Origin of the sequence: Streptomyces sp. NPDC006487 (assembly GCF_042870555.1) — a bacterium.
Lineage (GTDB): Bacteria > Actinomycetota > Actinomycetes > Streptomycetales > Streptomycetaceae > Streptomyces.
This window is the reverse complement of the sequence record NZ_JBIAHN010000005.1, coordinates 190,743-204,853: the sequence shown is the minus strand read 5'-3', so window position 1 is coordinate 204,853 and position 14,111 is coordinate 190,743. Positions and strand designations below refer to the sequence as shown.

Here is a 14,111-nt window from a genome sequence, read left to right as displayed (position 1 = left end):
CAAGGTGAAGGCCAAGGCAAGGGCCAGGGCAAGGGCCAGGGCAAGGGTCAGGGTCAGGGTCAGGGTCAGAGGTTGGGGCAGCGGCGGCATCACCGCGGCCCGCGGCCCACCGATGCGGCGATCGTCGGGATGGGTGCCGTGTTCCCGGGCGCCGCGGACCTCGCCGCCTACCGCCGCAACCTCCTGGCCGGCACGGACTGCATAGGCGACGTCCCGCCGGGGCGCTGGGATCCAGAGGTGTACTACGACCCGGGCGGTGCCGCCGGGCCGGTCTCCGGCGACCGGTTCTACTGCCGTCGCGGAGGATTCGTGGACGGGCTCGCGGCCTTCGACCCGACCCGGTTCGGCATCATGCCGGCCACCGTGGAAGGGGCCGAGCCGGACCAGATGCTGGCCCTGCACGCCACGGCCGAGGCCATCGCCGACGCGGGTGGAGAGAGCCGCCTTCCCGCCGACCGCTCGCGGATCGGGATCGTGCTGGGGCGCGGCGGCTTCATGGGCGTGGCCACCGCCCGGCTCGACCAACGGGTGCGTACGGCACACCAGTTGGCGCAGACCCTGCGGGAGCTGGCGCCGGAGCTCGGCGAGCGGCGGATCGCCGCCGTGCGCTCCGCATTCCAGGAGGCGCTGGGTCCCGAGCGGCCCGACGCCTCGATCGGACTCGTGCCGAGCTTCACGGCCGCCCGGACCGCCAACCGGCTCGACTTCCACGGACCGGCCTACACCCTGGACGCGGCCTGCGCCTCCTCCCTGCTGGCGGTCGACCAGGCGGTGGGGCTGCTGGCCGGCGGGCGCTGCGACGCGGTGATCGCCGGAGCGGTGCACCACTGCCACATCGCCACCCTGTGGAGCGTGTTCACGCAGCTGCGAGCCCTGAGCCCGAGCGAGCGGATCCGTCCCTTCGACCGGCGCGCCGACGGAACCCTTCTCTCCGAGGGCACCGGGGTGGTGCTGCTGAAGCGGCTGGCCGACGCGGAGAGGGACGGCGACCGGATCTACGCGGTGATCCGCGGCACCGGCGTGGCCGGGGACGGCAGGGCGGCGAGCCTGATGAGCCCGCTCGTCGCCGGCCAGGTACGGGCGCTGGAACGGGCCTGGCGGGAAGCGGGTCTCGATCCGCGGGCGCCCGGCGCACTGGGGCTGCTGGAGGCGCACGGCACCGGCACTCCGGTGGGGGACACGGCCGAACTGGACACCCTGGCCCAGGTTTTCGGACTGTCCCGCGGCGGCGGCGCGGGCCACGGCACCGGCTTCGATTCCGGCCCCGAAGCCGGCCTCGACGCCGGGAACGCGAGCGGGAACGCGATCGGCTTCGGCTCGGTGAAGTCCATGCTCGGCCACACCATGCAGGCCTCCGGCATGGCCGGGCTGATCAAGGCCGCGCTCGCGGTGTACGAGGGCGTGCTGCCGCCGACCCTGCACCTGGAGGAGCCGCACCCCGGCCTGGCCCGGACCCGGATGCGGCCGGTGACGGCGGCCCAGCCGTGGGAACGCGGGCCGGCGCCGCGCCGGGCCGGGGTGAACGCCTTCGGCTTCGGCGGCATCAACGCGCACGTGGTGCTGGAGGAGGCTCCGGGCGCCGCGCGCCGCGCCACGGCCCCGGGCCTGTCGGCGCCCGCTCGACCGGCGGCGCCCGTACGCCGGTTCCTGCCCGTGGGCGGCCCGGCCGCCCCGGTGGGGGCGCCCGCGCGGGAAGAGGTGCTGCTGCTGGCCGCCTCCGGCGCGGCCGAGCTGTCGGCCCGGCTCGCATCCGGCTCCCCGGTGTCCGGCGGCGACGGGCCCTGCCGGCTCGCCGTCGTCGGTCCCACGCCCCAGCGGCTCGCGCTCGCCGCGAAGGTGGTGGCGCGCGGCAGGCCGTGGCGGGGGCGCGGGGAGGTGTGGTTCACGCCCGAGCCGCTGGGAGGCCGGCTCGCCTTCCTGTTCCCCGGCCTGGAGCCCGAGTTCGCCCCGGCGCTGGACGACGTCGCGGACCGGCTCGGGCTGGAGCGGCCCCGGCTGACCCGGGGCGAGGAACTGACGGAGCGGGCCCTGGACGCCATCGCGACGGGCCGCTTCCTCGCCCGGGTGCTGCCCGAACTCGGCATCCGGGCCGATGTGCTGGCGGGCCACAGCCTGGGGGAGTGGGCCGCGATGGTGTCCGCCGGGATGTACCGGCAGGACGCGGCCGACACCTTCCTGGACTCGCTGCGACCCGGTTCGGTGAAGGTGCCCGACCTGGTCTACGCGGCGCTGGGATGCGGGACCCGGCGGGCGGAGGCCGCGCTGCACGGACTGGACGGCGTGGTGGTCAGCCACGACAACTGTCCGCACCAGTCGGTCGTCTGCGGGGCTCCCGCCGAAGTGGCCACCGTTCTCGAGCGGTTGAAGGCCGAGGGTGTCCTCGGCCAGGAACTCCCCTTCCGCTCGGGCTTCCACACGCCCATGTGGGAGCCCTACCTCGGCCAGGTCCGCGCCGCCTTCGCCCGGCTGCCCCTCCAGCCCGGGACCTTGCCCCTCTGGTCGGCGACCACGTGCGCGCCGTTCCCCCCGGAACCGGAAGCAGTGCGCGAGCTCGTGGTCCGCCATCTGCTGGAGCCGGTCCGCTTCCGTGAGCTGACGAGGAGGCTGTACGAGGACGCGGGCGTCCGGGGCTTCGTCACGCTGGGCCCGGGCAGCCTGCCGGGCTTCGTCGAAGACACCCTGCGCGACCGCCCCCACTTCTCGGTGGCGGCCTCCTCACCGCGGCTCACCGGCCTCGCCGCCCTGCGGCGCACCTGCGCCGCCCTGTGGACCGAGGGCCACGCCCCGCGCTGGGACCGCCTGGCCGCCGGCGGAACGGGAGGCCCGGACCGGGCCTGCGCTGACCCTGCCGGGTCTGCCGGGCCTGCCGGGCCTGCCGGGACTCCGGCGGCGCAGGCGGCCGGGCGAGCCGTGCTCCTGGACCTCGGTTCGCCGCTGGTCCGCCTCGGCGAGGCAGCGCGCGCCACCCTGACCGGCCTCCTGCCACAGGCCACCACCCCGACCGCCCCCACCCCGGCCGCCCCGGTGCCGGCGGAACCCCGGCCGGTGCTCCTCTCCGCCCTGGACGCGATCCCCACCGAAGGGCAGCCCGAGCCGGAGCCCCGGCCCCAACCCGAGCCGGAATCCCGGAGCCGGACCCACACCCTGCGCCTCTCCCTCGACACGCTGCCCTACGTACGGGACCACTGCGTCTACCTGCAGCCCGACGGATGGACGGAGGACTCCGACCGGTTCCCCGTCGTCCCCATGACGACGACGCTGGAGCTGGCGGCCGAGGCCGCGCTGCGGGACGCCCCGCCCGGCCTGGCCGTCATCGGCTACGAGCGGGTACGGGCCCTGCGCTGGCTCCCCGTGGAGCCGGCCCTCGACCTGGAGGTCACCGTACGGCCCGCCGGTTCCGGGCGGGTGCGCGTCACCCTCGGGGAGTACGCCGACGTGTTCGTCCTGCTCGGCGAGCGCTACGCGTCCCTGCCCGGCCCCGACACCACCCCGCTGCACGATCCCGGGCCGGCCCCCGTCAGCGCCGAGGCCCTCTACCGGGACCGGTGGATGTTCCACGGCCCCCGTTTCGCCGGGGTGCACGAGGTGCGGGCCGTCGCCGCGGACGGCATCCGGGGCGTGCTGCGGGCGCTGCCCGACCCGGGGGCGCTGCTCGACGCCGCCGGACAGCTCTTCGGGCACTGGATGCAGTTGCGGCTCCCCGTGGACCGGCTGGTGTTCCCCGCCACCGTGGACGGCATCCGTTTCTCGGGGCCCCCGCCCGCCCCCCACGAGCTCGTCGCGGCCACGGCCCGGATCCGCGAAGTGCGCGATGTCACCGTGCGCGGTGACATCGAGCTGCTCCGGGCCGACGGCCGGGTGTGGGCCCGGATCGACGGCTGGACGTACCGCCGCTTCGGCGCCGACGAGCGGGTCTGGCCGATGAAGTTCACCCCGGAGGTCTGCGGCATCGGCGAACCCCGCCCCGAGGGCTGGTGCCTGGCCCGCCGCCGCTGGACCGACCCCGCCTCGCAGGAGCTGGTGATGCGCCGCTACCTCGGCGCCGCCGAGCGCGCGGCCTACGAGCGGCTGGGGCCGCGCGCCCGGGCGCCCTGGCTGCTGGGCCGGATCGCCGCCAAGGACGCGCTGCGCCACCTGCTCTGGGACGGCGGAGCCGGGCCGGTCTTCCCCGCCGAGGTGCCGATCGGCAACGACCCGGCCGGGCGGCCCTTCGCAGGGGGCGCCCTGGCCGGGGGAATCCACCTGACGATCGCCCACAAGGACCGGATCGCGGTCGCCCTCGCCCACCCCGGTCTGCCCGTCGGGATCGACGTGGAACAGGTGACCACCGACCCCGACGCGCTCATCCGCATCGCCCTCGCACCGGGCGAACTCGCCCTCGCCGAGCGGCTGGCGGCCCAGGAGGGCACCGGACTCCCGGCCGCGCTCACCGCCCTGTGGTGCGCCAAGGAGGCGGCCGCCAAAGCCGCCGGAACCGGACTCGCGGGACGCCCGCGCGACTGGCGTACCACCGGCGACCCGGGCTCCGGCGAGCTGAGGGTGCTCTCCCCGGACGGACACCCGTATCCGGTGCGCACCACCCTGCTCGCGCTCGCGGACGCGCCACTCGCCCACCCCGACCACGCGGTCGCCTGGACCGTCCGGCCCGCGACCCCGTCCCCCGCCCCCTTCCACCTCACGGAGACCAGTCATGGCAGCTGACATCCTCGCCGAGATCACCGGCATGCTCGTGGAGATCGTCGGTGACGAGCACCTCCTCGCGGACGAGGTCACGATGAAGACGACGTTCAACGAGGACCTCGCCCTGGAGAGCATCGAGTTCGTCGCCCTCGCCGAACTCCTCCACCACCGCTACGGCGCCGAAGTCGACCTGATGGGCTTCCTGTCCGAGAAGGACATGGACGGCATCCTCGCCATGTCCGTGGGCGAACTCGTCACGCACATCGGCCGGATCACCCATGCCTCCCTCACGCACTCCACCCGCACCCGTGCCCCGGCGAGCGCCGCCCGCGCCTCCGCCGCGACCGGATCGGACGGCTGATCCCGCCATGGCCTTCGTCACCGCGGGCACCGTCCGCTTCCACGTCCAACAGCTCCCGGCCGCCGTGCACGCCGCCGGCCCCGACGCCGCCGACCGCCCCGTGGTCGTGTTCCTGCACGGACTGGTCGTCGACAACCTCTCCTCCTTCTACTGCCCCCTGGCCGTCCCGGTGGCCCGGGGCGGGCACGAGGCGGTCCTCTACGACCTGCGCGGCCACGGCCGTACCGAGCGCCCGGCCGCCGGATACGACAGCCGCACCGCCGTACGGGACCTCTTCGCCCTGCTCGGCGCGCTCGGCCTCGGACACCGCAGGGTGCACCTCGTGGGCAACAGCTACGGCGGCACCCTGGCGCTGCACGCCGCCCTCGCCCGGCCCGACCTGGTCGCCGGGCTCACCCTGCTCGAACCCCCGCTCAGCGGGGCCTGGGTGGACAACATGGTGGACACCCTGTCGGCGGCCGCCCTCAGCCTGGAGGACAGCGCGGTACCCGCCGAGCTGCTCACCCTGCGGCTGCGCAAGGCGGCCAACCTCACGGCCATCGCCGACGACCTGCTCAACCGCACCACCCTCATCGACGACATCGCCGCGAGCCGCACCTTCACCCCGGCCGACTACGCCGCACTGCGCTGCCCCGTCCTGATCGTCTGCGGCGAACACTCCGAACTGGTCCCGGGGGCCATGGAACTGGCCCGGCACGCCCCGCACGTCACCGCCGTCGAGATCCTGCCGGGCCTCGGGCACGACGTGCTCAAGGAGGACAGCGGAGCGCTGCGAGCGGCCGTACTCGCCCACCTCGAGGCGACGGACACGGACACGGCAACGGACACGGCCACGGCGGGGGCGCGCACGGCGACGGCGGCGGCCACGACGCCGACGGTGCGACCGCGGGCGGGAGCGCTGGTCCGATGAGGGTGCTCTTCACGGTGCCGCCGCTCGCGGGGCACGTCAATCCGACCGTGGCGGTCGGCGGCGAACTGGCCGCCCGAGGCCACGAGGTTGCCTGGACCGGCCCGCCGGGGGCGCTGGCACGGCTGCTGCCCGAGCACGCCCGGATCCTCTCCGCGGGCGCGGAGGCGGGCGGCGACTACGCGATGATGCACGCCCGCTGGCGCGATCTGCGCGGGGTCGGGGCGCTGCGGTTCCTCTGGGAGGAGGCGCTGGTCCCCCTGGCCAGGGCGATGCTCCCCGGCGTGGTGCGGGCGGTCGGCGCCTTCCGGCCGGACCTGGTCGTAGCCGATCAGCAGGCCCTGGCCGGCCCGGTGGCCGCGCGGCGGCTCGGTGTGCCCTGGGTGACCTCCGCCAGCACCTCGGCCGAACTCACCCTTCCCTTCGCGGACTTCCCGAAGGTCGGCGAGTGGGTGGCCGCGCAGATCGCCGGACTGCTGGCGGAGTGCGGGGCCGATCCCGAGCCGGCCGCAGGGCCGTGGGATCCGCGGTTCTCGGAGCGGCTCGTCCTGGTCTTCTCCAGCCGCGAACTGGTCGGCTGGGAAAGGAAGTTCCCGCCGCACTACGCCTTCGTCGGTCCCGCCTTCGGGGCCCGGCCGTCCCTTCCCGGATTCCCCTGGGAGCGGCTGGACCCCGAGCGGCGCCGGGTGCTCGTCTCACTGGGAACCCTCAACCAGGAGGCCGGGGGCCGGTTCTACGGTGCGGTGCTGGGAGCCGCCGAACGGCTGGACAAGGAAGTCCAGTTGGTCCTGGTGGCCCCCGCCGCACTGGTCGGGGCCGTCCCCGGGAACGTACTGCTGCGCGACAGCGTCCCGCAGCTGGAGCTGCTGCGCCACCTGGACGCGGTCGTCTGCCACGGCGGCCACAACACCGTCTGCGAGGCCCTCGCGCACGGACTGCCGCTGGTGGTCGCCCCGATCCGCGACGACCAGCCGATCGTCGCCCGGCAGGTCGTGGAGGCCGGGGCCGGGGTGCGGGTGCGGTTCGGCAGGACCAGGGCCGAGGAACTGCGCGACGCGCTGACGGCCGTCCTTGACGAACCCGGCCACCGTCGGGGCGCCCGGCGGATCCAGGCCTCATTCGCCGCGGCCGGCGGGGCCGCCGCCGCGGCCGACCGGTTGGAGGAACTCGTATGACGCGCTCCCCGCTCCCTTCCCCCGCCCCGATTCCCCTCTCGGCGCGTCTCTCCGTTCGCCTCTCCGGGCCCCTCCTCCCGCCCGGCCTCCGGTGGACCTCTGCCCTGCTGCTCGCCGCCCTCGGCGCGGGCACCGTCCGCGCGGCCCGCCGGCTGCGGGCGGTCCCGGTGCTGCCCATGGCCGCGTACGCGGACGCCGGGGTACCGCGCGCCGCCGGGTGGCGGCTGCTCACCGCCGCCGGGGTGGAGCCCGACGCGGCCACCTTCCTCGCCGCCTGCGCGCACGCCGACCGGGAGGGGCTGCGGGTACTGGACCTGCTGCCGGGAGACCTGCCCGCCGAGCGGGTGCTCAGCCTGCTGCGCCTGGTCGACCCGGCCGGATACCGGCAGGACCGGCTCGGCGAGGGGCGCGGCGCCGGGTTCGCCGTGCTCGTCACCGAGGAGGTGCTCGCCCGCGCCGGGGTGGACCCGGCCGGGCCCGACGCCACACCGGCGGAACTCATGACCTTGATCCGGCGCGTGAAGGGGTACGCCGCCGACGCCACGGGACTGGCGATCGCACCCGCCCTGAGCTGCGGACCACTCGCCGGCGCCGGCGGACCGGCGCGGGCGGCCGAACTGCGGGCCCAAGGCCTGCCGCCCTTCGCCCTCGCCACCGCGCAGCTCGCCGGGCTGGCCCTGCTGGCGGGGGTGGCCGTACGCCAGGGACGCTGGGGGGCCGCCGCGGCGGGGCTCTACTGGATCCAGCCCTATCTCGCCCTCGGGCGGCCCGGCACACCGCTGCGTCCCGCGGACCTCGCCCGGGCCACGGCCGCCCGGCCCGTACGTTCCCTCGGCGCGGCCCTGAGCACGGTCGCCGCGACGCCCCGTACGCCGGGGGCCGACCCGGTCCGGGCCGACCCGGTCCGGGCCGAGGCCGCCCGATCGGAGTCCGTGGCGGCAGCCCCCCTCCCGGCCGCCTCCGTCCAGGCCGGCTCCCTCCCGGCCGCCTCCGTCCAGGCGTACCGGGCCGACCTGGCCGCCGGGACCGACCGGTTCTTCGAACCGCGCCGGCCGGACTGCCCCTGGTGCGGCTCCCTCCAGCTCGGCGTCCGGGTCCGGGTGCCCGACATGCTCCAGGGCAAGCCCGGCCGGTTCGCCCTGGAGCAGTGCGGAGCCTGCGGGCACGTGTTCCAGAACCCCCGGCTCTCCCTGGAGGGACTGGAGTTCTACTACCGCGACTTCTACGACGGCCGCGGCGGCGAGGGCGCGGCCACCGTCTTCGGCCGGCTCGGCGCCGCCTACCGCGGCCGGGCCGAAATGCTCCGGCCGCACACCGATCCCGTGTCCTGGCTCGATGTGGGCACCGGACACGGCCACTTCTGCAACGCGGCCCGCGCCGTCTGGCCCGACACCCGCTTCGACGGGCTGGACATGGGCGACGGGGTCCGCGAGGCCGAGCGGCGCGGCTGGGTGGAGACGGGTTACCAGGGCCAGTTCCCGGAGTTCGCGGTCAAACTGGCCGGCCAGTACGAGGTGGTCAGCATGTACCACTACCTGGAGCACACCCGGGACCCGCTCACCGAACTGGACACGGCGGCCGCCGTCCTCGCACCCGGCGGCTACCTCACCATCGAACTCCCCGACCCCGAGTCCCGGATGGCCCGGCTGCTCGGTCCGGCCTGGCTGCCCTGGTTCCAGCCGCAGCACCAGCACCTGATCCCCTCCTCGAACCTGCGCGAGGCGCTGGCCGACCGGGGCTTCACCGTCCTCGCCGAGGAACACGGGCCGGCCCACCAGGGCAACGACTTCTTCGGCGCGGTGGCGCTGACCGCGACCAGGCTGGCTCCCGACCCGGACCGCCCCTGGGGACCACCGGCCACCACCGGCCGACGCGTTCTGACCGGCGCCGTACGGCTGGCCTCGCTGCCCTGCTTCGCCGCCGCGGCGGTGCTCGACGGACTGCGCACCGCCGCCGCCCGCCGCACGGACGGCGGCAATGCCTACCGGATGCTCGCCCGCAAGGACGAGCTGTGACGGGCCCCGGCGCGCAGCCCGGCCCGGTCGCCGCCGCCGTCCCCGCCCTCGTCCCCGCCGCCGGCCCGGGGGCTCCCACCGGAGGCGACCTTGCCCGCCGGGCCACCGCCGACCCCCTCCTGCGCCTGGTCGCCTACGCCCTGGAGGCCGCCCACGGCCGCCCCCCGGCCGCCGTCTGGAGCGCCCCGTACACCTTCCACCTGGGCTCCCCGGGCCTCGTCGCGGCAGCCGGCTGGCCGGTCGCGGCCGCGGCTGCCCCGCGCTCCGACGGCCTGGTGCGGCTCAGCTCCCTGGCCCACCCGGCGGACGGCTGCGACCTCCCGCTGACCCTGTCCGGCCCGCCGCCGGCCACCCCTGCCTGGGCCGCCCGTCCCTACGCACTGCTGCGCGCACTGGCCCGGGCCGGGTACGGCCGGGGCGGGACCGACCTGCACGTGCAGGGCTCCCTCACCGCGGCCGCCGGGCTGGCCACGGAGGAGGCGGCCGACTGCGCGGTGGTGCTCGCGGTGGCCGACGTCCACACGCGGCCGGGCGAGGACCCGGACCGGGTGCGGCTGGCCCGGCTCATGGCGGAGGCGCTCCCGGACGGCGACGACGCCCTGCGCCGGGGGGCCCTCTTCGCCCGGCCGGGCAGGGCCCTGCTGCTCGGCCACGGCGTGCCGCGGCCGGAGGCCCGGCGGCAACGCCAGCGGTACGTGGTCTTCGACCCGGCCGGGTCGGGGGCGCGCCTGGTGCTGCTGGCCCTGCGGCCGGACCCCGGCGGCAAGCAGGACCGTACGGCCGACCTGGCCCGGGCCGTCGGGTGCGCCCGGCGGGCCGGAGCCCTGAGCGCCTGGCCGCCCGGGCAGCGGCCAGGGCGGAGCGTCCTGGTCCTGTTGCCCGAGGCCCGCCTGACGGCGGTCCGGGCGGCGGTCGCGGAGGACTTCCGCGACCGGGGGCTGCCCGTGCCCCGGTTCCTGAACATCACCGTCGCCGGACCGGCCCGCCGCGAGGCGTGACACCAGGGCCCGACACCGGCCATCGCCCCGACCCGAACCGACCCCGAGCAGCCCACCACTCATCACGAGGAGGAACCACCCATGCCCCTCAGCCCCCCGACCACACCGAGCGCGAGCGCGACCCCTCGCGCGAGACACCGGCTCCACCGGTCCGCCCTGATCGCAGGCATCGGCGCCATCGGCCTGCTGGGCGCCTTCACCATCGCCAACTCCCAAGCCGCCGAGAGCGGTTCGGCGGCCCCTTCGGCCACGGCCGCCCTGCCCGCGTACGACCACGTGGTCGTCGTCGTGTACGAGAACAAGCAGTACGGCGAGATCATGGGCAGCGCCAACGCCCCGTACATCAACCAGCTGGCGAGCGGCGGCGCGAGCCTGACCGGCATGAAGGCGCTGACCCACCCCAGCCAGCCCAACTACTTCAACCTCTTCTCCGGCGCCACCCAGGGCATCACCGGGGACGGCTGCTACACCCCGCAGTCGATGACCGCGCCCAACCTGGGCCAAGAGCTGATCGCGGCGGGCAAGACCTTCGCGACGTACAACGAGGACCTGCCGAGCGAGGGTTCCACGGCCTGCACCAACGGCCAGTACGCCCAGAAGCACAACCCGTGGTTCGCGTTCAAGAACGTGCCGCTGAACACCGGCAAGACCTGGGCGCAGTTCCCCCAGAACAACTTCGCGGCGCTGCCGAACCTGTCGTTCGTCGTCCCCAACCAGTGCAACGACATGCACTCCTGCTCGGTCGGTACGGGTGACACCTGGACGAAGAACAACATCGACGCCTACGCACAGTGGGCCAAGGCCAACAACAGCCTGCTGGTGCTGACCTGGGACGAGGACAACTACCTCGGCTCCAACCAGATCGCCACCGTCTTCTACGGAGCGAACGTCAAGACGGGCACCTATTCCACGGCCTTCAACCACCACCACCTGCTGCGCACCTTCGAGGACCTGTTCGGCACGGCGACGCACGCCGGGAACGCCGCCAACGTGCAGCCGATCAGCGAGGTGTTCGGCTCGACGACCCCGACACCCACCCCGACGCCCACCCCGACCCCCACTCCCACGCCGACCCCGACCCCCACCCCGACTCCGACCTCGGCCGACCTGAAGCTGGCCAACCCCGGCCCGCAGAGCTGCAAGTTCAACCAGAACTGCACCATCCAGCTCACCACCACGGGCGGAAAGCCCCCCGTCCGCTACGCCGCCACCGGACTCCCCTGGGGCCTGACCCTCGACACCGCCACCGGCCGCATCACCGGCAAACCCTGGGCCACCGGAACCCTCCAGATCACCGCCACCGCCACCGACACCACCACAGCCACCGCCACCACCACCTTCCCCCTCACCCTCACCTGGTTCTAAAGGAGGCACCCGTGTACCTGTCGACCAGCCGAGCGGCGGACATCGCCGCAGACCCTCCGGCTCCGAAGGGCCCCCTGCGGGCCGTCCCCGGCACGGTGCTCGCGCTCGGCATGGTCAGCCTGGTCACGGATGTCTCCGCGGAGATGGTCACCGCCGTCCTGCCGCTGTACCTGGTGGCCGGACTCGGGATGTCCCCGCTCGCCTTCGGCGCCCTGGACGGACTCGGCCAGGGCGCCACCGCGCTGCTGCGCCTCGTGGGCGGACGGGTCTCGGACCGCACGCAGCGCCGCAAGCTCGTCGCCGGCACCGGCTACGCGATCTCCGCCGCCTGCAAGGCCGCCCTGCTCGCGGTCACCACTCCCTGGTCGGTGGCGGCGGTGCTCGCCGCCGACCGGACCGGCAAGGGGCTGCGCACCGCCCCGCGCGATGCGCTGATCTCACTGTCCTGCCCGCCGGGGGAGCAGGGCCGCGCCTTCGGCGTGCACCGCGCTCTGGACACGACCGGGGCCCTGCTGGGACCGCTGGCCGCGTTCGGCGTGCTCTCGGTGGCGGTGGACGGGTACGGGGCCGTCTTCACCGTCAGCTGCTGCCTCGCGGTGCTGGGCGTCCTGGTGCTGGCACTGTTCGTACGGGAGAGCCCCGCGCCGGCGCCGGAAGCCGGGACGCCATCCGCAGACACCCTCCTGCGGATCCCGGGCCTGCGCAGGCTCTGTCTGACCGCCGCCGGGCTCGGCCTGTTCACCGTCGGGGACGCCTTCCTCTACCTGCTGCTCCAGCGCCGCCTGGACCTGCCGGCCGCCTGGTTCCCGCTGCTGGCGGTCGGCACCGCGGCCGTGTTCCTGCTGGCCGCCGTGCCCGTGGGCCGGCTCGCCGACCGGCTGGGCCGCCACCGGGTCTTCCTCGGCGGCCACCTGCTGCTGCTCGGCGCCTGCCTGCTGCTCCTGGCCCCGGTACCGCCCGGGCCCGCGCTCGTGTGCGGGGTCCTCGGCCTGCTCGGTCTGTTCTACGCGGCCACCGACGGGGTACTGATGGCCGCCGCCGGGCCGCTGCTGCCCCCCGGGCTGCGCACCACCGGGCTCGCGGTGCTCCAGACGGCGCAGGCCCTGGCACGGTTCGCGGGTTCCCTGCTCTTCGGGGCCGCCTGGACCCTGTGGGGACCGGGCCCGGCGCTGGCCGCGGCGGCCGGCGGACTGCTGCTGGCCGTGACCGCCACCGCCGCGGCGACGTCCGCCTTCGCGGGCCGCGGCCGCGCCGCGGGGGAGGAGCCCCCCGCGGGGTGAGGTCATCGGCTCAGGCCGGTGCTCCGCTCGGCTGCGGCTCCTTCGCGGCCCGCTGCCGCAGGGCGTCCTCGTCGGTGTCCGCGTCGTAGGAGATCAGCTTCGGCAGCAGGGCGGCCAGCAACGCCACCGAGGCCACGCAGGCGAGCCCGCCGCTCCAGAAGGCCGGGCGGGTGCCGGTCCAGCCGGCCATGGAGCCGGCGCGGACCTGGCCGAGCTGCGGGCCGACCGTGTAGGAGAGCACCTCGATGCCCGCGAGCCGGCCCCGCAGCTCCTCGGGGATCGTCTGGTTCCAGATGGTGGCGCGCCCGAGTCCGCTGAGCATGTCGCCCGCGCCGGCCACCGCGAGGCACAGCAGCACGAGCCAGATGTTCCCGGACCAGCCCGCGGCCGCGACGGCCAGGCCCCAGACCGCGGCCCCGCACACCACCAGCAGCCCGTGCCGGCGTACCCGCGAGGCCCAGCCGCTGGTCAGCCCCAGGGCCAGCGAGCCCACCGCGCCCGCCGCGTACATCAGACCCAGCGCCCACACGGCGTCGAGCTCGTCGGCGAGGAAGGGGAAGATGGCGTTCGGGAAGGCGAAGAGCATCGCCGCCATGTCCACGGCGTACGTGCCCAGCAGCACGGGCCGGCTCCACGCGTACCGGGCCCCTTCGGCGATCCCCCGCAGCGAGGGCCGCTCGGCGTCCCGCGCGGGCGGAGCCGGACGCAGCCGCAGGCACAGCAGTACCGAGACGAAGAACCCCGCGACGGTGACCGCGTACGCGCTGACGTACCCGGCGTACGCGACGACCAGACCGGCCACGGCGGGACCGGCGATGGCGCCGAACTGGTAGCGCAGCCCGTTCAGCGCGGCGGCGGCGGTGAGCTGGTCGTGCGGCACGATCCGTGCCATCAGCGAGTCCATGGCCGGCCGCTGCAGGCCGGTCAGTGCCGATACGCCGGCCGCGACCACGTACAGCGGCCACAGCAGGGGACTCGGCAGGGCCGCGTTGACCAGGAGGATCAGGGCGAGCACGCCGAGCCCGGCCTCGGTCAGCAGGATCATCCGCCGCCGGTCAACGGCGTCGGCGAGGGCGCCCCCGTAGAGACCGAAGACCACCATCGGGAGCAGCTCCACCGCGCCCATCGCACCGACCGCGAGGGGTGAGTCCGTCAGGTGCTTGATCTGGAGCGGCAGCGCGATCATGGCCATGAACGAGCCGAAGTACGTGACCGTGCCCTGGTAGAACAGCAGCCGGAAATCGGGGCTGGACCGCATCGGGCTGAGGTCGGGCAGTACGGAGGCGAAACGGGATCTGCTCACGACGGGCCATCGTCCGTGCCCGCTCGT

Annotated in this window: 9 protein-coding genes; 8 read left to right on the top strand and 1 reads right to left on the bottom strand. The window is 75.3% G+C overall.

Features of this window, described 5'->3' with window-relative positions; translation table 11 throughout:
- Positions 1–129 precede the first annotated feature (129 nt).
- The 8 genes from ACFYM0_RS10390 to ACFYM0_RS10355 all read left to right on the top strand — a co-directional run bounded on the left by ACFYM0_RS10390 (position 130) and on the right by ACFYM0_RS10355 (position 12,781).
- A complete protein-coding gene (locus tag ACFYM0_RS10390) occupies positions 130–4,701 on the top strand; it encodes a beta-ketoacyl synthase N-terminal-like domain-containing protein (RefSeq protein WP_388498914.1) in 4,572 nt (1,523 codons plus the stop codon).
- Entirely contained in the window at positions 4,691–5,041 is a 351-nt protein-coding gene (locus tag ACFYM0_RS10385; protein ID WP_388498912.1) for an acyl carrier protein, read from the top strand. The genes ACFYM0_RS10390 and ACFYM0_RS10385 overlap by 11 nt, the downstream gene beginning before the upstream one ends.
- 7 nt (positions 5,042–5,048) lie before the next feature.
- The gene (locus ACFYM0_RS10380; RefSeq protein ID WP_388498909.1) at positions 5,049–5,951 is read left to right on the top strand and encodes an alpha/beta fold hydrolase; all 903 of its coding nucleotides are present in this window, start codon (positions 5,049–5,051) and stop codon (positions 5,949–5,951) included.
- Positions 5,948–7,123 (top strand): glycosyltransferase, encoded by a 1,176-nt coding sequence (locus ACFYM0_RS10375; protein ID WP_388498907.1) that lies wholly within the window; start codon positions 5,948–5,950, stop codon positions 7,121–7,123. The genes ACFYM0_RS10380 and ACFYM0_RS10375 overlap by 4 nt, the downstream gene beginning before the upstream one ends.
- Positions 7,120–9,138: a methyltransferase domain-containing protein gene (locus ACFYM0_RS10370; RefSeq protein WP_388498904.1), complete on the top strand. Its 2,019-nt coding sequence runs from the start codon at positions 7,120–7,122 to the stop codon at positions 9,136–9,138. Before ACFYM0_RS10375 ends, ACFYM0_RS10370 begins: the two co-directional genes overlap by 4 nt.
- A complete protein-coding gene (locus ACFYM0_RS10365; protein WP_388498902.1) occupies positions 9,135–10,136 on the top strand; it encodes a galactokinase in 1,002 nt (333 codons plus the stop codon). Before ACFYM0_RS10370 ends, ACFYM0_RS10365 begins: the two co-directional genes overlap by 4 nt.
- Before the next feature lie 81 nt (positions 10,137–10,217).
- Positions 10,218–11,501 carry an alkaline phosphatase family protein gene (locus ACFYM0_RS10360; RefSeq protein ID WP_388498899.1) on the top strand — a complete coding sequence of 428 codons (1,284 nt, stop codon included), beginning with the start codon at positions 10,218–10,220 and terminating at the stop codon, positions 11,499–11,501.
- A gap of 11 nt (positions 11,502–11,512) precedes the next feature.
- The gene (locus tag ACFYM0_RS10355) at positions 11,513–12,781 is read left to right on the top strand and encodes an MFS transporter (protein ID WP_388498896.1); all 1,269 of its coding nucleotides are present in this window, start codon (positions 11,513–11,515) and stop codon (positions 12,779–12,781) included.
- A gap of 10 nt (positions 12,782–12,791) precedes the next feature.
- Here ACFYM0_RS10355 and ACFYM0_RS10350 read toward each other — a convergent pair whose 3' ends face one another.
- Positions 12,792–14,039 (bottom strand): MFS transporter, encoded by a 1,248-nt coding sequence (locus ACFYM0_RS10350; RefSeq protein ID WP_388499353.1) that lies wholly within the window; start codon positions 14,037–14,039, stop codon positions 12,792–12,794.
- Positions 14,040–14,111: the final 72 nt, after the last annotated feature.

What these genes read in the sequence shown, in the direction of transcription:
- ACFYM0_RS10385 (WP_388498912.1), top strand. Translation starts at nt 4,691, where the DNA reads ATGGCAGCTGACATCCTCGCCGAGATCACCGGCATGCTCGTGGAGATC.
- ACFYM0_RS10350 (WP_388499353.1), bottom strand. Translation starts at nt 14,039, where the DNA reads ATGCGGTCCAGCCCCGATTTCCGGCTGCTGTTCTACCAGGGCACGGTC.
- ACFYM0_RS10370 (WP_388498904.1), top strand. Translation starts at nt 7,120, where the DNA reads ATGACGCGCTCCCCGCTCCCTTCCCCCGCCCCGATTCCCCTCTCGGCG.
- ACFYM0_RS10360 (WP_388498899.1), top strand. Translation starts at nt 10,218, where the DNA reads ATGCCCCTCAGCCCCCCGACCACACCGAGCGCGAGCGCGACCCCTCGC.
- ACFYM0_RS10375 (WP_388498907.1), top strand. Translation starts at nt 5,948, where the DNA reads ATGAGGGTGCTCTTCACGGTGCCGCCGCTCGCGGGGCACGTCAATCCG.
- ACFYM0_RS10380 (WP_388498909.1), top strand. Translation starts at nt 5,049, where the DNA reads ATGGCCTTCGTCACCGCGGGCACCGTCCGCTTCCACGTCCAACAGCTC.
- ACFYM0_RS10390 (WP_388498914.1), top strand. Translation starts at nt 130, where the DNA reads ATGGGTGCCGTGTTCCCGGGCGCCGCGGACCTCGCCGCCTACCGCCGC.